Origin of the sequence: Streptomyces sp. WAC07094 (genome assembly GCF_036320405.1) — a bacterium.
GTDB lineage: Bacteria > Actinomycetota > Actinomycetes > Streptomycetales > Streptomycetaceae > Streptomyces > Streptomyces lannensis.
Genome location: NZ_JAVMJZ010000001.1, coordinates 6956845 through 6976974, shown reverse-complemented (window position 1 = coordinate 6976974; position 20130 = coordinate 6956845). Strand labels below are relative to the sequence as shown.

Sequence of the window (20130 nt, the reverse complement as noted above, 5' to 3'; positions counted from 1 at the left end):
GCCATCTCACTACCCGCCCGAGGGCAGATCGGTGCGCCGCGCGGAGCCCAGATGTACGCCGACTCGCTTGACGAGGAGTGTCATCTCGTACGCGACCTGGCCGATGTCGGAGTCGGCGTCCGACAGGACGGCGAGGCAGCTGCCGTCGCCGGCCGCCGTCACGAAGAGGAACGCGTCGTCGAGTTCGACGATGGTCTGCCGGACACCGCCTGCGTCGAAGTTGCGGCCGACACCCTTGGCGAGGCTGTGGATTCCCGAGGCGACAGCGGCCAGGTGCTCGCTGTCATCCCGGCTCAGCTCCTTGGAGACCCCTGTGGGCAGGCCGTCGCTCGAGAGCACGAGCGCCTTGCGGATGCTGGCGACACGCTCCACCAGGTCGTCGAGGAGCCAGTTCAGCTCTCCCGACGCCTTTTTGGCGGCGTTGGGCCCTGCGGCCTTCGGTGCGGTCATCGACCGTCTCCCTTTGTCGTTCCTCGTGCTGAGCCGTCCAGGGCGTCGTCGCCCGCGGCGTTCTCCTCGCGGCCACGCTGCCAGCCCCGCTGCAGCGAGGCGAAACGGCTGCGGACCTCATCGGCGTCGCGCTCGACGGGACCCGCTCCGCTCGCGGTGCGGGACGCGTCTGCCGAGGCGCGCCGGTCGGGGCCCTCCTTCAACTGCGGGGCCAGACTGGCCTGCCGGACACGGCGGGGCAGCGCGACCGGACCCGGAGGAGCCGCTTCCGTCTCGGCCTCCTGGTGCGCGGCCGCCTCCCGCGGGCCGGCCTCCTGCCGGGTGCGGCGGCGCTGGGGCAGGCCCGGGCTCCCCGAGCGATCACCGTGCGGGCGCCTGCTTCCTTCCGAAGGCTCCCGCACGTCCGAAGGACGCCCGGACTCCTGAGATCCCTCCGGCTCGTGGTCCGAGGGCCCGCTGTCCTTGCCGGTCCTTGCGCGCCGCGGGCCCTGCTCCGTCACCGGGCGGCCGTGCGAGCTGACGAGCTTGGGGGTTCCGCGCCGGGGAAGCGGTACCGGCGCGCCCGGCCGGTCCGCCTCGTCGGAGCGGGCCGGTTCGCGCCGGGTGTCGTGGGCCTGCTGGTGCTGTTCGCCCGGGGCCTGGGCGAGAGAGCGGCGGGAGCGGAAAAGGCCGCCGTCCCGGTCGTCCAGGCCGTCCGGGAAGTCGTCGAGTTCGTCCAGGTCGACGGGCGCCTCCAGCTCCACCGGGCCGTCCAGGATCGATCCCGGAAGGCCGGGGAGCTTGACCGGCACCGGGGAGAGCACCGGGGCACCGTCCTCCGCGGCCCCGGCCTCCTTCTCGGGCAGCGGCCGGTCGAGCCGGAAGCCGATTCCGTTGGTGTCGGGGATGTCCTCGGTCAGCAGGGTGTCGGGGATGAAGACGACGGCCGTGGTGCCGCCGTAGGGGGACGGCTGGAGGGAGACACGGACGTTCTGCCGCTGGGCGAGCCGGCTCACCACGAACAGGCCGAGCCGGTCGGTGTCGGAGAGTTCGAACTCGGGGGTCTCCGCGAGCCGGAGGTTGGCGTCCAGGAGCACTTCGGCCGTCATACCGAGGCCGCGGTCGTGGATCTCCAGGGTGAACCCGTTGGCGACCCGTTCACCGAGCACCTGGACGGCGGTGTGGGGCGGCGAGAACACGGTGGCGTTCTCCAGGAGTTCGGCCACCAGGTGGGTGAGGTCGGCGACCGCGGGACCGGTGACGGCGAAGCGGGGCAGCCGGCGCACCTCGATGCGCTCGTAGTCCTCGACCTCGGCGACGGCGGCACGCACGACGTCCATGAGCTGGATCGGCTTGCGCCACTGCCGGGAGGGGGCGGCTCCGGAGAGGATGACCAGACCCTCGGCGTGACGGCGCATACGCGTGGTCAGATGGTCGAGGCGGAACAGGTCGGCGAGTTCCTCGGTGTCGTCGGTCCTGCGCTCCATGGTGTCGAGCAGGGTGAGCTGCTTGTGCAGCAGCACCTGACTGCGACGGGCGAGGTTGACGAAGACCTCCGAGACGCCGGCCCGCAGTTCGGCCTGTTTCACGGCGGCCTCGACGGCGGCACGCTGCAGGGTGTTGAGTGCCTGGCCGACCTCGCCGATCTCGTTCCTGTCGTACTCCAGCCGCGGGGCCTCGGTCTCCACGTCCACCTGTTCGCCCGCGGACAGGCGGCGCATCACGCTGGGCAGCCGCACCCCGGACGCCTCGTGCGCCTCCAGGCGCAGCCGGCGCAGATCACGGATGAGGCCACGGCCGATGCGCACGGACAGGAACAGCGAGACCAGCACGGCGAGAAGCCCGAGGACGCCCGCGACCGCCGCCTTGGCGATGACCCTCATGGCGAGCGGGTCGACGCGGTCCTGGTAGCGGTCCCCGGCCTGCCGGCTCATCGTGTCGAGCCGGCCGAGGACCTGGCCCGCGGCCTCGTCCCAGCTCTTGGCGGTCACCCCGTGCGGGGCGCCGGAGGTGCCGTTGGCCACCGCCTGTTCGGCCACGCGCAGTGACGCGGTGTCGGCGTTCTTCCAGTAGCGCTGGAAGCGTCCGCTCTCCGACGCGGGCAGCAGCGACAGGCTGACGTCGTACATCACGGCGCGCTGGGCGACGAGGTCGGAGACCTCATGGATCTCCTCGCGGGTGACCCGGCCGGCGACGAGCGCGGACCCCAGGAGGGCGTCCTCGCGGGAGAGCAGCTCACGGGCCCGGGAGACATCGACGAGGGCACGGCCCTGCTTGTCCATCGTCACGTTGTCGAGGGACTGCAGATTGGCCAGGAGGGTGAAACACGGGTCGACGAGGCGGTTGTAGAGATCGAGGGCCTGGGAACGCTTGACCGTGCCGTCCTCGACGCTGCGGCGCAGCGACGCGATGCCGTCCAGGGCCTCCATGATCGAGGTGAGGCGCTCCGAGGAGCCCGCGTCCATGTCCTCGCGCAGGCCCATGCTCTTGCTGTTGCGCCGGAGTTCGGCCACCACCTTGTCCGTGGCCGAACGGCTGCGGCGCAGCGCGGTGAGGGCGTCCGAGGCGCGCGGGTCGGCGAGGTAGACGAGGGTCTGACGGCGCTCCTGCTGCAGGACGCGGACCGTGTCCTCGGTGGGGTAGCCGACCTTTTCGACGACGTTCGAGACGTCGAACAACGCCTGGGCCTCACGCCCCGTGAGCGCTGTGGCGAACGCCCAGATGGCGGTGAGTGACAGCAGCGGCACGAGAAGCAGCGCCACGATCTTCCGGCGGATGGACTTCCCGCGAAAGCGCATGGCCTCCCCCAGCTCGACCCCCAGGCCCGGGGGTACACGTGTACGTCAACAAACGGCGCGAGCCTACTACCGACACACCCGTATCTCGAAGGCCGGGCGGAGCGCACAACGCCCCCGGCACCTACGCGGCATGGGCAGTTGTCCCGTCATTACGGGAGATTGCCTCCCCGAAACGGGACGGCACAGTCCGGATCGGGGCGGGAACCCGGGGCCCTTGGCCGGATTCTTTCGCCCGCGGGGAATCTTCGCCGATCACCGATCGTCTCCACCTACGGGAAACGGGGGCGGTTTCGACCGCAGGCGCCGCATGCCGCACTCAGGTGGCGTAAAGCTGCGCAAGCCGGGCAACCAGTGGGGGGCCGGAGTCGTCTGACACTCCGGCGGAGGTCTGCGGGCGGTGGGGAGTGACGAGTTGATGGGCACGGCGGAGCGATGTGAGACACCGGGAACGGGCGCCGGGGCGTCCACGGCGGCGCGGGGGGCGGCTCAGGTACCGGATCACGGCATTCCGGCGGATGCGGACCCCGGCATATCGCAGGGGCGCGAGCCGGACGGCGGACGGGGCACCGCCATGGACGAGGAAGCGCGGTACGAAACCGGGTATCGCCGCCCCCTGTGGGTCGAGGAGCCCGCGCGCCGGCGTCGGCTGCCGGACCCCGTGCGCACCTCGGCGGTGCGGGCGGTGCTGATCATCTCGGTGACACTGATCGAGGCGGTGATCGCCTTCCTGTGCACGATGGCCGGCTCCTGGCTGGCCTTCCCCATGGTCCTCAGCAGCGTGGCCGGCACGGTGGTGGCGACCTGGGGCGTGCTCGACGTCTGGATCACGCGCCAGGTCTGGAACCAGCGCCATGGTGTGGTGTCGGCGCCCAGCAGCACGGCCCGTGCCATGCGCCGCGAACGCCGGGCGACCCGGCGTCAGGCGCGGACCGCGGAGCAGCGACAGGAGCGCATACGTCGGCAGGGCGGCACCGGGCGGCAGTTGTCGCATCCGTGACGGCGTGGGGGCGGCGCCCGCGACACGCGGTGCCGCGCCCCACGCCCCTTCCTACGGGACGTCCACGGCCGGTCGCTTGAACATCCGGGTCGCCGTGATCTCGCTGTGCACCGCCTCGTCGGCACTGGGCTGCTGCGGCAGCCCGGGCCGAAGATGCTCCTCCACCCGGATGTACTTCAGTCCGGCCCGCAGGTCTGCGTCATTGCGCAGCCGGATGACCAGCGGGAACTCGGCGAGTGCTGTCGTGTCGAACAGCCCGGTGGTGTAGAGGAGCTGGACGCCGAGCGCGTCCGAGACGGCGCGCTGGAGCTCCAGCAGATAGGTCGCGTTGGCGCGTCCGATGGGGTTGTCCAGGAACAGCGTGCCCGCGTGGCGGTGCCTGTCGCGGCCACGGTCGTTGCTGCGCAGTGCCGCCATGGTGCAGTACAGCGCGATGGCCGCGGTGAGCAGCTGTCCGCCCGAGAACACGTCGCCCATCTGCCCGACGGGGACACGTTCGGCACGCAGCACGGCGTCCGGCTTGAGGATCTCGACGGCGACTCCCCTCGGCTGGAGGGCCGCGCCGACCCCCCGCAGGAGCAGCGACATGCCGTCCCGCCTGAGGTCGGAGTTCTTCCTGACGGCCGCGCGGGTCGCCTCGTCGATGACTTCGCCGAGCCGTTCGGTGAGCGTCGCCTGGTCGGGCTCCTCGAAGCGGATGCGCAGGAACTCCTGCCCGGACCACTCGCCGAGTCCCTCGGGCAGCCGGGAGAGCCGCTGCGCCGAGCGGAGTGTGGCGAGCGCCGACTCCACGAGTCCCCGCAGCCGGTCCACGATCGAGTCGCGGTTGCGCTCCAGTTGGGCCAGCTCGTCGGTGAGCACACGCAGCCGGGGTGCGAAGGCGTCGGCCCACCGCTGTGCGTGCTCCGGCAGCGCCGACGCGGGCAGTTCCCGGATCTGCTGCCGGGCCGGGGTGCGGACCTGCTCGTAGCGGGTGGAGTTGGCATGCCGGACGAGCACGTCGGAGGCTTCGCGCACGGCCGACTCCGCCGAGGACAGGTCGGTGGCGCAACCGCGCAGCGACCGGCGGGACTCGGCGGCGGACCGGCGGGCCTCCTCGAGGCTGCCCGGGTAGGGCTCCGGCTCCTCCTGCTCCTCCTCGGCGGCGTGCTCCCGCAGCAGATCGCGGAGCATCGCCGCGATCTCGTCGAAGCCGCCCGCGGCGTCCTCGGCCGCGCGGTGGGCGTCCAGCAGTTCGGCATGGGCCTCGCGGGCCCCGCCGAGTGCCTCCACGCGGGAGGCGAGTTCCGATGTGGCCGTGCGCAGCAGGGACTGTGCGTGCTCGGTGTCCCGCGGGGCCATCTCCTCAGGCAGCTCGGTATGGGCCTCGCCGTTCTCGGGAGCGTGCCGCTCGGCCTCGCCGCGCAGCCGGCCGAGCTGCTCGCTCGCCGTCGACATCCGCGTCTCCAGCAGCTGCACCAGCTCCTCGGCGCGCGCGGCGGCGGCCTGCCGGGACGGGCCGTCCGAGCCGTCCGGAGACTGGAGGAGCTGTTCCGCGCGCGAACGGACCTTGTTGCTGAGCCGGTCCAGTTCGGCGAGTGCGGCGGAGTCGTCGCTCTCGGCGCGCGCCTGTTCGGCCCGCAGGTCGGCACCGACGCCGACCTTTTCGTACACCTGGGAGGCGGCGCGGTAGGCCTCGCGGAGCGCGGGCAGGGACGCCTTCGGCGCCTCGGAGTCGTCCGCCGGTACGTCGTCGGGGGCGCCCGCGATCTCCGCGCGCTCGGCCCGCAGTGCACGCGCGGTGCGGCGGGCGTCGTCGGCGGCGCGCTGGGCGGCCCTGCGGTCCTCGTCGGCGGCCCGGGCGCGCTCCAGGCGGGACTGGGCACGAGCCTCCGATTCGACGGCCTCGTCGGCCAGTTCCCGCAGCGCTGCCTGCCACCCCGCCCGCTCCCGCAGCCGGAAGGCGAGGCCGGCCAGCGCATCGGCGGCGCGCCGCGCCCGCTGCGCGGACTCCTGGCGCTCCTCGCGCACCTGGGCGGCCTCGGCCGCCACCTCGTCGGCCTCGGCACGGACGGTGCGCGCCTCGGTCAGCTCGGCCTCGGCCTCCTCGGCGAAGGCTCGCGTGTCCCGGGCGGCCGCGGCGAGTTCGGTCAGGCGACCCGCGGGGCAGCCGGTGCGCCAGGACGCCAGTCTGGCGGTCAGCTCGCGGTCCTTGCCGAGCCGGGCCGCGAGGGCCCGGATCTCCTCGTCCCGCTCGGTGGCCCGGGCACGCAGCGCCTGCCGCTCCTCGTCGGCCGCGTGCTCGTCGTGCATGGCCGGATTCGGCGGCACGAGGAAGACTCCGCCGTCGCCCCCGCCCTCGTCGAGGGCGGGGGTCGGGGCGAGCAGCGCGGCCGCGGTGCCGACGGCGACGGCGGAACGCGGCAGCAGAGCCGCGTCGCTCAGCGCGTCACGGGCCCGGGCGTGGGTGTCCGGGTCGGTGATGATCACTCCGTCGACCAGTTCTGGACGGGCGGCAAGCACGCGCGCGTGGTCGGCGGGGTCGACCGCCTGCGCGAGGTAGCGCCAGCCCGGGAGCGCCGGGATGCCGTGTTCGCCGAGGAACTCGACGGTCGCCAGCACGTCCGGGCCCGGAGGCAACAGCCCGCCGTCACCGAGGGCACCGAGGATGCGCGCGTCGTCCGCCGCGGCGGTGCGCAGCTCGAAGAGCTGACGCTCGGCGGAGGTGACGGTGTCGTCGAGCAGCTCGCTCAGTTCGTCGGCGAAGCGGTCCAGTTCCTCGGCGGTGAGGGACCCGCCCTCCGCGGCGCTGTCCTCCGCGCCCGTCTCCTCGTCGCGGCGCGGCCGGGGGACCCGGGCCCCGCCGGTGCCGGACAGGCTCAGCAGTTCCGACAGCCGCTCCTCCGCCGCCAGCGCCCGGGCGGTGCTCTGCTCGGCCTCGTACGCCCGCTCGGCGGCCGTGGCCGCGTCGGCGGACCGGGCGGCCGTCAGTTCCGCACGCGATTCCGCGGACGCCGCCTCACGGGCGTGCTCGGACGCCCTGCGGGACGCCTCACGCGCGGTGTCCCAGGCGGCGACCGCCGCCTTCTCCGCGTCGCTCGCGGCGAGCGCGGCGCGTGCCGGGTCGGCGTCGGGGGCGCTGTCGTCCAGCCAGCCCGCGCGCACGGCCTCGGCGGTCTCCTGCTCGACCTCGGCGAGCCGCTGGCGCAGATGTCCCACCTCGCTGCGCGCACGCTGTGCCTCCGTGGCCGCGGCGGTCGCGTCCCGGTGCGCCGACTCGCCGGCCGCCTGGAGGGCGGCGGAGCGCTCTTCCTCCTCGTCGGCGAGGGTCCCGGCGCTCTCGGCGGCGGCGTGCAGTGCCCGGACGAGGTCCACTGCGGCCCTGGCGCGCGCGGCGAGCGCCGGCGCCGCGTCCCGCTCGGCCTCGCGGATGGCGGCCGCCACCCGCGCCGAACGGTCGGCGGCTGCACGGTGGCGCAGCACGGCCTCGGCGGCCTGCCAGGCGGAGTACAACTGGCGCGCGTCGGCCAGCTCGCGCTTCTGGGCGGCTGCGGCCTTCTCCGCACCCGCCAGGGCCGACGAGGCATGCCGGTAGGCGAGTTCGGCAGCGATGAGCGCACTGCGCTCGCGGGCGCCCTCGGCATGCGTGACCGCGTAGGCGGCGGCGGTGACGCGCTGGGCCAGATCGGTGGCCCGCATCCGCTCACGCACCCCGCGTGCCGACAGCCGCCGGGCCAGGGTGCGGGTGCGCCGCTCGGCGCCCGCGTGGATGTCCCGCGCCCGCGAGCGTGTCCCGGCCGCGTCGACGATGCGCCCGAGCAGATCCACCGACCCGGCGGTGAAGTCGCGCTCGGCCATCAGCTCGGCGCGCCGTCCCAGCTTGTTGCCGAAACCGCCGACCAGATCGGCGAGCCCGTCGGTGTCACGGGTGTCGGTCACGGCCCGCAGCAGCAGGTCCGTGAAGTCGGAGTCCTTCTTGACCGCGAAGAGACCGGCGGCCTCACCCTCGTCGGCGTTCATCTCCCGCTGGTAGCGGAAGAGTTCGGGGTCGAGGCCGAGGTCCGTCAGATGCTCGTTCCAGCGGTCGTGGATCTCCTCCCAGTGCACTTCGAGGTGCGGATACGCCTTGCCCGCCTCCGTCAGGGCGTCCCGGAAGCCCTTCATCGTGCGGCGCCGTCCCGCCGCCCCGGAAGCACCCTCGGCCGGCGGTCTCACGGCGGTGGACTCGGCGACCGGCAGATTGTCGAGGCTGAGCCCGGGGCCGGGCCTGAAGGAGTACCAGGCCTCCGCGAACTTCCGCGGGTCGCTGGAGACCTGGCGCCCCCGCCATTCGCTCACCTTGCCGACCACCACGCACTCGCCGGTCAGTGTGTGCTGCCATTCCAGCGCCACATGCCCGCAGTCGTCGGCGAGCAGGAACTTGCGCAGCACACCGGAGCTGGCCCCGCCGAGGGTGTTGCGGTGGCCCGGCAGCATCACGGAGAAGATCAGCTTGAGCAGGACGGACTTGCCGCCGCCGTTCTCCAGGAAGAGCACACCGGCGGGCGCCGGACGGCGCGGCGGCCCCACGGGCTCCTCTTCGAAGAACTCCGCCTGGGTGGGCGCGGGGTCGGGCACCGGATCGCCCACGCCCCGCAGGTCCAGCACGGTGTCGGCATAGCGCGCACCGGCCGGTCCGATGGAGTAGAGGCGGACCCGGGACAGCTCGTACATGGCGGGGGACTCTCGTCGTCGGTCTTGCTCAGTCTGCGGAAATACGGAGGGCCGAAGGCCGCGGGGCCTCAGGCTCTGCCCGAGTGGAACGGCAGCCCGGCGTCGGCCACCAGCTCCAGGTCGTCGGTGTCCTCGGCGGGCAGCAGGGTGCCCGTCCCGTCGGTCACCGGGACGACGCCCAGTTCGAGGAGTTCGGCCATGGCGGCGCTGCCCGCCATGTCGCGCACCTGGAGCTGGTAGCGGGCCGTCGTGCGGTAGGTGCCGCCGTGGTCGTCGCCCGTGCGCTGGAGGAATCCGGAGTCGGTGAGGAACGCGACGGCCTTGCCTACGATGCCCGTGGTGGAGCCGGCGAGCCGGCGCGCGTCCTTGGTGGCCCCTGTCGCGCTGCGTCTGGCCCAGATCCGCCAGGCCGCCTCCAGTCCCGGCGCGTCCGTCGCCGGGTCCGTGTTCTCGCCCTGTTCCTCGGCCCGCTCCTCGAGCCGGCGGCAGGCCTGACGCACAAAGGCGTCGACGCCGTTGACCGTGACGCGCCCGATGTAGCCGTCGTCGGCCAGGTCCTCGGGGCGCGGGAACGCGAGCGCGGCGACGGCGAGATGGGCGAGGCCGTGCAGAAAGCGGTCGCCCGAGTCGGCGGAGGTGCGCCGCGCGTAGTCGCCCATGCGGACGGCGAAGACGGAGTCCTCGGCGGCGGTCACCGCCATGCCGGCGCGCGGGGACACCTCCAGGACGACCAGCCCGAGCCCGCCGGCCACGGCGTCGGCGAGCCGGGCGAAGCGGGGGTCCTCGCGGTAGCGGCGCAGCAGCTCCGTGTACTCCTGGTCGCGGGCGGGCTGGAGCTTCGGCTGCAGCCCGAAGGCGACGAGCCGCGCCGCGTCGGCGGCGTCGGCGGGGGTGACGGGGGCACTCACTGGCGCGGCGGCGGCCTCCGGCTCACTCCACTCGGCGTGCTCGGTCACGGTCGGGACTCCTCATGGTGCTGGTACTGATCGCTGGTCATGCCGCTTCCGTCCGGTCCGCCGCCATGCCCGCCGCATCGAGCAGTGCCGTGCCGACGATCAGGTCGGCACCGCCGAACTCCGGATCGTCCAGCTCCGTGCCGTCGTCCACGGCGAACAGCAGCTTCTGCTCGCCCTGCCGGTAGGCCGTGCCGACCGGCGGGCTGGCCGCGTGCACGGTCAGCAGGGCCACCAGGTAGGGCAGTTCGGGGTCCTGCCGGCGTGCCTGTGCCAGCAGTCCGGACAGCCGCCTGGGCGCGTCCGCCGGCAGGTCGAGCAGCTCCAGCGCGGCGGCCAGTTGCTCCTCGCTGAACCGGCTGTCGTCCGGGGTGGCGATCAGATCCGGCTCGGGCATCTCGGCGCCGAGGTGCTCGCGCTCCACGGGCGGCGTCAGGAGCAGGTCGACGAGGTCACCGACCCGCACGGAGGCCGGGGTGCGCAGACCCGTGCCGTGGCCGAAGAAGGCGTCCGTGACGCGGATCGCCTGCTCCAGCGGAAGCGGCAGCAGAGGTGCGAGGAGATGCCCGTACAGGTCCGTCCCGGAGGTCGCCATGGGGGCGGCGAAGGCCTGCCGGTCCTGCTCGGCGCGGAACAGCGGGCCCGCTTCCAGAAGCCGCGACTGCAGTTGGGTGTGCCTGCGGATGCAGTCCTTGACGATGTCGACGAGCTCGGCGGCACGCCGCTTGTGCTCGGGGTCCTCGGACTCGTCGCGGGCCCTGCGGATGTTGGTGAGGATCGCGTTCTCGTGGCGGTAGCGGTCGGCGACGTGGTCGAGGGCCTCGGCGATCATGTCGGGGACCGTGTTCAGCCAGTCCACCGCCCGGACGTTGCGCCGGGTCGCCTCCAGGGTCCTGCGCAGCGACTCCGAGTACTGCACGGTGCGGTAGCGGGCCTGCTCGGCGGCGAGCTGGGCGTCGGCGAGGCGCCCGCGGCTGATCAGCACGTCGAGCTTGACCTCGGCGGCGATCTGGGCGCTCGTGACGTCCGTGTCCAGGGCGCCGACGAGGACGTTGACCGCCTCGTCCGTCGTCCTCAGATAGACGCCCCCGCCGTAGCCCGGGACCTCCTCGATCAGCTTGAAGTCGTAGTCGCGGCGGACGTACTCGCCGTCGGCCGTGAACGTGCCGTACACGGCGCGGAAGCCCCGGTCGACGCTGCCGACGTTGACCAGGTTCTCCAGGACCCAGCGGGCGACGCGCTCGTGCTCCGCGACCGGGCGCCGAGGGGCCTGGGCGGCGATGCGCGGGATGAGCCGGGCCACTATCTGGTCGTGGTCCGCTCCCGTGTCGAAGTCCATGTTCAGTGTGACCAGGTCGATGGCGGACAGGGCGACCTCCGCCATCCCGTACACCGAGTACTCGCCCGCGAGGTTCGCCTTGCGTGCGTCGAGGTCGTGCAGCGGCGCGGTGCAGGCGAGCGCGCGCAGCCGCCGCGCCAGCCCCTCGTCGGCGGCCGGGCCCGGTGCGGGGCGCGGCCCCGCGCTGAGCTGGGGCGGAACACGGTCCGTCGATGCAGGCGAAGTCACGGTGCACAGATTAGGTCCTCGGTCTGACAACGTCCCAAACAGCACGGGGGGACCGCGGGGTTTGCTTCGTCGTGCCGATGTGCCGGACCTGCTACTCGTCGCCGACCCGCCGCCGGTAGTCCTCGACGATCCGCTCCAGCGAGTCGTGGAGGTAGACCTCGAGGAGCTCCTCCGCCCCGATCCGGTCGCCGCCCTGCAGTGCCCGGAGGATCTGCTGGTTGCGCACGAGGTAGGGCTCGTGCAGCCGCCGGGGGTCGTCCACGACGTGGAAGGCGAGCCGCAGTTCGGCGAAGACGCTGCGCATCAGCTCGTCGGTGCGCTCACTGCCCGCGAGCGCCACCAGCTCGCGATGGAAGTGGATGTTGGCCGTGCCCAGCCCTTTCCAGTCGGTCTCCCCCACGGCCCGCTGCCCCTCCGCGACGGCCTCGGCAAGGGCGTCCAGGGCGTACGGCGGCTCGCCCAGACCCCGGACCACGGCGCACTCGACGAGCAGCCGGGTGCGGTAGATGTCCTCGACGTCCTCGACGGTCAGCACCCGGACGAAGACCCCTCGGTTCAACTCGTGGACGAGCAGTCTCTCGTGCGTGAGCAGCCGGAACGCCTCGCGCAGCGTGTTGCGGGAGACGCCCAGCGCACCCCCGATGCCGTCCTCCGACAGCCGCGTGCCGGGTGGGAAGTACCCCTCGGCGATCCGGCTCCTGAGGATGTCCGAGACCCGCTCGGCGGTGCTGGTACGCCCCAGGAGGGCGCGGTCGTCGGCCAGTCCCGTCAGCTGCTCTGCCATGCCCGGAATTCAATCGCAGATACAAGGACGAAACAACATGGGTATTGAAGGATCGTTGAACGATCCCCTACGGTACTGAGGACGGTACCACCCGGCCCCACACCTCGGGCCGCACCTTTCGCGCTAAATGTCCCATCGCTGGCCGCAGTTCCCCGCACGGCGCTCTCCGACCCGCACGGCACGGCTCATCCCGCAAGCACCCTCCGTCCCTCACTGCGAGGTGCCCATGAGCACGACCCCTCCTTCCCGGCCCCTGACCGCCGACGCCCACTCCGACGCGACCGAACTCATCGCCGACGACGGTGCGTTGGCCTGGCTGCGCGCCCTCGGACCGCGCGGCCGGCGCGCCTTCGCCGGAGCCTTCGGCGGCTACGCCCTGGACTCCTACGACTACTTCACACTGCCGCTGAGCATGGTCGCGCTGGCGGCGTACTTCGGCCTGGACAGCGGCCAGACAGGACTGTTCACCACCGTCACACTGGTCGTCTCGGCGGTGGGCGGCGCCATCGCGGGCGTCGTGGCCGACCGCATCGGCCGGGTGAAGGCCCTGATCATCACCGTGGTGACGTACGCCGTCTTCACGGTCGCCTGCGGCTTCGCACCCACCTACGAGACGCTGCTGGTCTTCCGTGCCCTGCAGGGGCTCGGCTTCGGCGGCGAGTGGGCGGTCGGGGCGATCCTGGTCGCCGAGTACGCGAGCGCCCGGCACCGCGGCCGTACCCTCGGCGCGATCCAGAGTTCCTGGGCCGTCGGCTGGGCACTGGCCGCCGTCGTCTACACGCTGGTCTTCTCCTTCGTGGGCGACGACCTCGCCTGGCGCGTGATGTTCTGGACGGGAGCGCTTCCCGCGCTGCTGGTGATCTGGATGCGCCGCCGGGTGCACGACGCCCCGGAGGCGACGGCCCGGCGTGAACGCAGCGAGCAGCGGGGGTCTTTCGCGGCGATCTTCAAGCCCGGCTCGGACGGGGCGCCGGGTCTGCTGCGCACGACGGTCTTCGCGGGCCTGCTGTCCACCGGCGTCCAGGGCGGCTACTACACGCTGGCGACCTGGGTGCCCACCTACCTCAAGACCGAACGCGGCCTGTCCGTCGTCGGCACCGGCTCCTATCTGGCCTTCCTCATCTCCGGAGCCTTCCTCGGCTACCTCACCGGCGGCCACCTCACCGACCGCCTGGGCCGCCGGCGCAACATCTGGCTGTTCGCACTGCTCTCGGCGCTCTGCATCCTGGCGTACGCGAACATCCCAAGCGGCGCCAACACCCTTCTGCTGGTGCTCGGTTTCCCGCTCGGGTTCTGCATGTCGGCGATCTTCAGCGGCTTCGGGTCCTATCTGAGCGAGCTGTACCCGACGGCCGTACGCGGCACGGGGCAGGGCTTCACCTACAACACCGGGCGCGCGGTGGGCGCCGTCTTCCCCACCCTGGTGGGCTTCCTCGCCGACAGCTGGGGCGTCGGCGGGGCGCTGGTCTTCGGCGCGATCGGTTACGGTCTCGCGGCGGTGGCGCTGCTGGGCCTGCCCGAGACGCGCGGGAAGGAACTGACGTGAACCGAGCGGACGACCGCCCCCTCACGCGTGTCGACGACCACGCGCACATGTGGCGCCCCGAGGACGCCCGGGCCCGCTTCCGCGGCGGGCTGAGCGGCCCCACGGCCGGGTGCGCCGCGGGCCACACGCAGGCCAACCTGGTGTCGGTCCCGGCCGACTGGGCCTATGACACGCTGCTGTTCTGCCAGCGCAACCCCAAGCCCTGCCCGGTCCTCGACGTCACGGACGCCGGGTCCTTCACCACGGTCCTCGCGGACGGCGCCGATCTGCGCACCGATCTGCCGCGCTACCGGGTGTGGCAGGACGGCGAACTCGTGGACGAACCGACGGACGTCCTCGCGCACTGGCGCGAGGACCTGGTGTCCTTCCTCATCGGGTGCAGCTTCACCTTCGAGTGGGCGCTCGTCGAGGCCGGCGTCCCCATCCGCCACCTCGAACAGGGCCGCAACGTGCCGATGTACGTGACGGGACGTCAGTGCCGGCCGGCGGGGCGCCTGCACGGCCCCATGGTGGTGTCCATGCGCCCGGTGCCGCCGCAGCACCTCGGAGCCGCGATCCGGGAGAGCGGACTGCTCCCGGCGGTGCACGGAAGCCCCGTGCACTGCGGCGATCCCTCGGCCCTCGGGATCGAGGACCTCTCCCGGCCCGACTTCGGCGACCCGGTGGACGCCGAACCGGACGACATCCCGGTGTTCTGGGCCTGCGGAGTGACCCCGCAGGCCGCGGTGACGGCCTCGCGCCCGCCGTTCGCCATCACCCACGCACCGGGGCAGATGTTCATCACCGACGCCCGTGACGAGCAGTACCGCGTCGGCTGACGCCGCCCGACCAGGAGGGACCATGATCGATCTCAACGCCGACCTCGGCGAGGGCTTCGGCCGCTGGCAGCTCACCGACGACGAGCGACTGCTGTCCGTCGTCACCAGCGCCAACGTGGCCTGCGGTTTCCACGCCGGGGACGCGGCCACCATGCGGCGGGTGTGCGCACTGGCGGCGGAACGGGGAGTGCGGATCGGCGCCCAGGTCTCCTACCGCGACCTGGCCGGATTCGGACGGCGCTCGATGGATGTGCCGTCCGCGGAACTGGCGGCCGAAGTGGCCTACCAGATCGGTGCGCTGGAGGTCTTCGCGCGTGCCGCGGGCTCGCGGGTGTCGTATGTGAAGCCGCACGGCGCGCTCTACAACCGGGTAGTCCACGACGAGCGGCAGGCCGAGGCGGTCGTCGAGGGCGTGCTGCTCGCCGACGCCGCGCTGCCCGTGCTCGGGCTGCCGGGCTCACGGCTGCTGGAGGTGGCCGAGAAGGCCGGACTCCCGGCCGTCACCGAGGCGTTCGCGGATCGCGCGTACACCGAGGAGGGAACGCTCGTGCCGCGCGGCGAGAACGGCGCGGTGGTCACCGACCCGGACGTCGTGGTGGAACGCTCGGTGGGACTCGCCCGCTCCGGGGTCGTCAACGCGCACTCCGGGCGCGAGATCCCCGTACGGGCACGTTCGCTCTGTCTGCACGGCGACACGCCCGGCGCCGTCGACCTGGCCCGCCGGGTACGGGCCGCACTTCAGGCCGCCGGCGTCCGTGTGGAGGCCTTCGCATGAGGGCGATGCCCGTCGGCGACGACGCCCTGCTCCTGGAGGTCCCCTCGGGGCAGGATGCCGAGGCGCTGCACGCCGAGCTGCAACGCCGCAGGTCGGCCGGGGAACTGACGGTACGCGAGATCGTTCCCGCGGCCCGCACCGTCCTGCTCGACGGGGTGGAGGCGCCCTCCCGGCTCGCGGCGCGGCTCGCCGGCTGGGAGATTCCGCCGGTCCCCGGGCGGGTGCAGGAACCGGTGGAGATCCCCGTCCGGTACGACGGTCCGGATCTCCCGGACGTCGCCGCCCTGTGGGGCGTGTCCCGGGACGAGGCGGCACGGATCCACGCCGCGTCCCGGTTCAGGGTGGCCTTCTGCGGGTTCGCTCCCGGCTTCGGCTATCTGACGGGTCTGCCGGACCGCTTTCACGTTCCGCGCCGCGCCACCCCTCGCACGTCCGTGCCGGCCGGCGCCGTGGCACTGGCCGGTCCGTACACGGGGGTGTACCCGCGCCCGTCGCCCGGCGGCTGGCAGCTCATCGGCACGACCGACGCCGTCCTGTGGGACCACGCGCGCGTGCCGGCCGCGCTGCTCGCGCCCGGCGCCGTGGTCCGTTTCGTCCCGGTGGGCGCCGGATGACGGACCGTGCACTCTCGGTCGTGCGCGCCGGGGCGCTGACCACCGTGCAGGACCGGGGGCGGCCCGGCCACGCCCACCTCGGCGTGCCGCGTTCGGGAGCGCTCGACGCGCCCGCCGCGGCGCTCGTCAACCGGCTGGTCGGCAATCCCCCGGAGGCGGCCGTGCTGGAGACCACGCTCGACGGCTGCACCGTGCGGCCGCGTTCGGCGGTCACGGTGGCGGTCGGCGGCGCGCCCTGCCCGGTCACCGTGGACGGGCGTCCCGCACCCTGGGGAGCGCCGGTGCGTGTCATGGGCGGTGCTCTGCTCGACATCGGACGCGCGCGGTCCGGAGTGCGCAGCTATCTCGCCGTCTCGGGCGGTGTGACCGTGGAACCGGTGCTGGGCAGCCGCTCCACGGACCTGCTCTCCGGCCTCGGCCCGCCGCCGCTCGCGGACGGCGCCGTACTGCCCCTGGGGAGACCCGCCGGCGTCCTTCCGTACGTGGACGCCGCTCCGCAGCCGGGTCCGCCGGACGAGTTGGTGCTGCGGGTGACGCTGGGGCCGCGCGAGGACTGGTTCACGGCGGACGCGGTCCGTACGTTCCTCACCCGCGCGTACCGTGTGTCCTCGGCGAGCAACCGGGTGGGCCTGCGTACCGAAGGTCCCCCGCTGGAGCGCGCCCGGCCGGGCGAACTCCCCAGTGAGGGAATGGTGCTGGGAGCGGTCCAGGTGCCGCCCGACGGCAGCCCGGTCGTCTTCCTCGCCGATCATCCGACGACCGGGGGGTACCCGGTCATCGCGGTCGTCCGTCCGGCCGGCCTCGCGGCCGCCGCCCAGGCGACTCCGGGCACCCCCGTGCGTTTCACCGCCGTCAGCCGTCGTTAGGCGCCACGGTTCACGCCACGTCCGGCTGTTCGGCCACCGACAGCGCGGCCAGCGCGGACGCCACCGCGTGCGAGGCGCTCAGGTCCAGCCGGGCGCTGGTCCCCCGCGCCTTGTGGCGCACCTCGGCTGCGGCGAGGGTGAGCAGTTGCGGCAGCAGATCGGTGCATCGCCTCGCCACCCAGCCCGTTCCGGCGGTGGCGAGCCACCACAGGCTGGCCGAGCGGGTGGGCGGAGCGAACTCGGGTTCTGCGGCGGGCGCGATACCCGTCGCGACACCCTCCTCGGCGAGCAGCGCGTGGAAGCGCAGGGCGAGTTGCCGGTGCCCGCGCTCCCCCGGGTGCAGCCGGTCAGCGCTCCACATGGACCGGTCGTGGATCCAGTCCCCGCCCTCGGCGTGCAGATGCACCGCCCCGTGCCGCTCGGAGAGGGCGTGCACGACCGTGTTCACGGCCCGCTGCCGCCGCGCCAGCGGGCGCGCCAGCGCGCCGGGCAGGCGGAGCATCGACCCCGGGTCCGGCAGACAGGCGGTGAGCAGCACCGCGCCCTGGGCCCTGAAGGCCGCGTAGACCTTGTCGAGCCGGGCGGCGACGGCGTGGATGTCGAAGGTGTAGCGCAGCGTGTCGTTGACGCCGATGACGACGGAGACGACATCCGGGCGCAGGTCGAGCGCGTCCGGGGTCTGCCGTTCGAGAACGTCCCGGGTCTGCGCGCCGCTGAAGGAGAGGTTGGTGAACTCGGCCGGGGCGTGGGCGGGCGCGAGCCCGCCGGCGAGGAGCGCGGCCCACCCCCGCCAGGAGTCCCCGACGGGGTCGCCCACGCCTTCCGTCAGTGAATCGCCGAGTGCGACGAACCGCAGGGGTCTCATGCGACACCCTCCCGGGCGTCGTCCCGGAAACGGTCGTCGAAGGCCGTCGGTCGCACGACGGACGGCTGCACGTCGTGGGCCGCGAGGAACGCGTCGACCGCGGTCTTCCACCCGAAGCACTCGGCACGCGCGCGTGCCGCCTCCCGGCGCTCGCACTCGGGCCGCTCCGTGAGCATGTCTATCGCGTCGGCGAACGCCTCGCCGGTGTTGACCGCGGTGGCGCCGGCCGAGCCGATGACCTCGGGCAGCGCCGAGAGGGAGCTGGCCACCACGGGGGTTCCGCAGGCCATCGCCTCCAGGGCGGCGAGCCCGAACGTCTCCGCCGGCCCGGGGGCCAGGCACACATCGGCCGAGGCCTGCAGGGCGCCGAGCAGCTCCCGGTCGCCCACATGGCCGAGGAAGGTGACCGGCAGCCGCCGCTCGGCCGCCCGCTGCTCGAGCCGGGCCCGCAGCGGGCCGTCGCCGGCGATCACCAGGACCGCACGCCGCCCTCGCCGCAGCAGCGACTCCAGGGCGTCCAGGGCCGTGCCGGGCCTCTTCTCCACGGAGAGGCGGGAGCACATCACGAGCAGCGTCTCGTCCTCGCGCGCGTACCGGTCGCGCAGCCCGGCGTCCAGCAGCGAGGGGTGCCGCTGCTCCAGGTCGACGCCCAGCGGCGCCCGTACGACGTTGCGGGCCCCGATCCGCACGAACTCGCGTTCGGCGAACTCGGTGGTGCACACCACGCGTGCGTAGGTGTGTGCCGTACGGATGTTGAGCGCGTCGGCGGCGCGCCGCGAGAGGTTCTCCGACAGGCCCCAGGTGCGCAGGACGCCGTCGGCGGTCTCGTGGGAGACCATCACGGCGGGAATCCGGGCGCGCCGCGCCCACTTGCCGGTCCAGCGCAGCGTCGTGCGGTCGGAGACCTCCAGGCGGTCGGGGTCGAGTCGCTCCAGGAGGGCGGCGACCCGCCGCTTGTCCGTGAGGACGCGGTAGCCGCCGGTACCGGGCAGGACGGGCCCGGGCAGGGTGATGACCCTGCCCTGCTCGGTCTCCCGGTCGCTGTGGCGCTCCCCTGGCACGATCAGCACCGGGTCGTGGCCCGCTTCCTTGAACCCCTTGCCGAGCTCGCGCAGGGCCGTGCGCAGACCGCCGGAGGAGGGCGCCACGAAGTTGGCGAGCCGCACGATCCGCAGTCCGCCGCCGACGCGCTCGGTGGCGAAGCTCATGCCGCCACCGCCGTCCTGCGCGCCGCGAGCACGTCCGCGTAGTGCCCGATGAGCTGATCGCCGACGGCGGCCCAGGTGCGGCCCTCGACGAGGGCCCGTGCGGCGGTCCCGTACTCGTGCCGCAGCGCACGGTCCGAGGCCAGCGTCTGCACCGCGTCGCGGAAGGCGGCCGTGTCACCGGGCGGGACGAGCAGTCCGGTCTGGCCGTGGGCCACCAGGTCGAGCGGTCCGCCGGCGGCGGGCGCGACGACCGGCACACCGCTGGCCATGGCCTCCTGCACGGTCTGGCAGAAGGTCTCGAACGGGCCCGTGTGCACGAAGACGTCCAGCGAGGCGAAGATCCGGGCGAGCTCGTCTCCGGTACGGCGCCCGAGGAAGGCGGCCCCGGGCAGGGCGCTCCGGAGGGTGGGCTCGCTCGGCCCGTCACCCACGACCACGACCCGGACGCCCTCGAGTCCGCAGGCGCCGGCGAGCAGCTCAACGTGCTTCTCGGGGGCCAGCCGGCCGACATAGCCGACGATCAGCTCACCGTTGGGGGCGAGTTCCCGGCGCATCGCCTCGTCGCGCAGGTCGGGGCGGAAGCGGACGGTGTCGACACCTCGCTGCCACAGCTGGACCCGCGGCACGCCGTGCGCCTCCAGGTCGCGCTGTGCCGCGCTGGACGGCGCGAGCGTGCGGTCGGCGGCGGCGTGCACGGAGCGGATGCGCCGCCAGGCCGCGGCCTCGCCCGCGCTGATGTAGGTGCGGGCGTATCCGGCCAGGTCGGTCTGGTAGATGGCGACGGCCGGGATGCGGAGGCGGGCGGCGGCCGCCATGCCCCGGACGCCGAGGATGAAGGGGCTTGCCAGGTGCACGATGTCGGCGCGGTGCTCGGTGATGGCCGCGGCGACGCGTCGGCTGGGGAGAGCGACGCGCACCTGGGGGTAGCCCGGGAGCGGAATGGAGGGGACACGGACGACGGGGCAGGGCGCCTGGGCGTCCGGCCCGTTCCCGGCGGCGGTGGCCGGGGCGACGACGAGGGGAACGTGACCGCGATCGACGAGGTGCCGGGCGGTCTGGAGCGCGCAGTGGGCCACGCCGTTCACATCGGGGGGAAAGGATTCGGTCACGATGACGACACGCATACCCGTGTTCTCGCCCTGCCGGACGTGGCCTCGTCAACGTCGATCTTTCCGGACGGGGAACGTCCTGTGAGCGTTGGGCTGCGCCGCCGGGCAG

Annotated in this window: 15 protein-coding genes; 6 read left to right on the top strand and 9 right to left on the bottom strand. The window is 73.4% G+C overall.

The genetic code is table 11. The features are described from left to right. Positions 1-9: 9 nt before the first annotated feature. Positions 10-450, bottom strand: a complete 441-nt coding sequence (locus RCR19_RS31025) for a roadblock/LC7 domain-containing protein (RefSeq protein ID WP_331268115.1) — start codon at positions 448-450, stop codon at positions 10-12. Further along, complete coding sequence (locus RCR19_RS31020) at positions 447-3227, bottom strand: nitrate- and nitrite sensing domain-containing protein (RefSeq protein ID WP_331268114.1); 2781 nt, start codon at positions 3225-3227, stop codon at positions 447-449. The genes RCR19_RS31025 and RCR19_RS31020 overlap by 4 nt, the downstream gene beginning before the upstream one ends. Before the next feature lie 415 nt (positions 3228-3642). Here RCR19_RS31020 and RCR19_RS31015 point away from each other — a divergent pair, with 415 nt between their 5' ends. Further along, positions 3643-4224, top strand: a complete 582-nt coding sequence (locus RCR19_RS31015; protein WP_331268113.1) for a hypothetical protein — start codon at positions 3643-3645, stop codon at positions 4222-4224. A 51-nt stretch (positions 4225-4275) separates the two neighbouring features. Here RCR19_RS31015 and RCR19_RS31010 read toward each other — a convergent pair whose 3' ends face one another. The 4 genes from RCR19_RS31010 to RCR19_RS30995 form a co-directional block, all read right to left on the bottom strand. Further along, positions 4276-8916, bottom strand: coding sequence for a hypothetical protein (locus RCR19_RS31010; RefSeq protein ID WP_331268112.1), 4641 nt, complete (start codon positions 8914-8916; stop codon positions 4276-4278). 68 nt (positions 8917-8984) lie between these two features. Then, on the bottom strand, positions 8985-9872 hold the full coding sequence (locus RCR19_RS31005) for a hypothetical protein (protein WP_331268111.1): 888 nt from the start codon (positions 9870-9872) through the stop codon (positions 8985-8987). A gap of 37 nt (positions 9873-9909) precedes the next feature. Next, a complete protein-coding gene (locus tag RCR19_RS31000) occupies positions 9910-11436 on the bottom strand; it encodes a hypothetical protein (RefSeq protein WP_331268110.1) in 1527 nt (508 codons plus the stop codon). Positions 11437-11527: 91 nt separating this feature from the next. Beyond that, positions 11528-12220, bottom strand: a complete 693-nt coding sequence (locus tag RCR19_RS30995; protein WP_331268109.1) for a GntR family transcriptional regulator — start codon at positions 12218-12220, stop codon at positions 11528-11530. Between the two features lie 226 nt (positions 12221-12446). On the opposite strand from RCR19_RS30995, the gene RCR19_RS30990 reads away from it, so the two are divergent. The 5 genes from RCR19_RS30990 to RCR19_RS30970 are packed head-to-tail and all read left to right on the top strand — an operon-like array spanning position 12447 to position 16839. Next, positions 12447-13766 (top strand): MFS transporter, encoded by a 1320-nt coding sequence (locus RCR19_RS30990; RefSeq protein WP_331268108.1) that lies wholly within the window; start codon positions 12447-12449, stop codon positions 13764-13766. Continuing rightward, the gene (locus RCR19_RS30985; RefSeq protein ID WP_331268107.1) at positions 13763-14584 is read left to right on the top strand and encodes a putative hydro-lyase; all 822 of its coding nucleotides are present in this window, start codon (positions 13763-13765) and stop codon (positions 14582-14584) included. The genes RCR19_RS30990 and RCR19_RS30985 overlap by 4 nt, the downstream gene beginning before the upstream one ends. Positions 14585-14606: 22 nt before the next feature. Next, positions 14607-15359, top strand: a complete 753-nt coding sequence (locus RCR19_RS30980; RefSeq protein WP_331268106.1) for a 5-oxoprolinase subunit PxpA — start codon at positions 14607-14609, stop codon at positions 15357-15359. Then, positions 15356-15973: an allophanate hydrolase subunit 1 gene (locus RCR19_RS30975; protein WP_331268105.1), complete on the top strand. Its 618-nt coding sequence runs from the start codon at positions 15356-15358 to the stop codon at positions 15971-15973. Before RCR19_RS30980 ends, RCR19_RS30975 begins: the two co-directional genes overlap by 4 nt. After that, entirely contained in the window at positions 15970-16839 is an 870-nt protein-coding gene (locus RCR19_RS30970; RefSeq protein ID WP_331268104.1) for a biotin-dependent carboxyltransferase family protein, read from the top strand. The genes RCR19_RS30975 and RCR19_RS30970 overlap by 4 nt, the downstream gene beginning before the upstream one ends. A 10-nt stretch (positions 16840-16849) precedes the next feature. Here RCR19_RS30970 and RCR19_RS30965 read toward each other — a convergent pair whose 3' ends face one another. Genes RCR19_RS30965 through RCR19_RS30955 form a run of 3 tightly spaced genes read right to left on the bottom strand, consistent with a single transcriptional unit; the run spans position 16850 to position 20036 of the window. Further along, positions 16850-17704 (bottom strand): SGNH/GDSL hydrolase family protein, encoded by an 855-nt coding sequence (locus RCR19_RS30965; RefSeq protein WP_220294864.1) that lies wholly within the window; start codon positions 17702-17704, stop codon positions 16850-16852. Continuing rightward, the gene (locus RCR19_RS30960; protein ID WP_331268103.1) at positions 17701-18912 is read right to left on the bottom strand and encodes a glycosyltransferase; all 1212 of its coding nucleotides are present in this window, start codon (positions 18910-18912) and stop codon (positions 17701-17703) included. The genes RCR19_RS30965 and RCR19_RS30960 overlap by 4 nt, the downstream gene beginning before the upstream one ends. Beyond that, positions 18909-20036 carry a glycosyltransferase family 1 protein gene (locus RCR19_RS30955; protein WP_331268102.1) on the bottom strand — a complete coding sequence of 376 codons (1128 nt, stop codon included), beginning with the start codon at positions 20034-20036 and terminating at the stop codon, positions 18909-18911. Before RCR19_RS30955 ends, RCR19_RS30960 begins: the two co-directional genes overlap by 4 nt. Positions 20037-20130 lie beyond the last annotated feature (94 nt).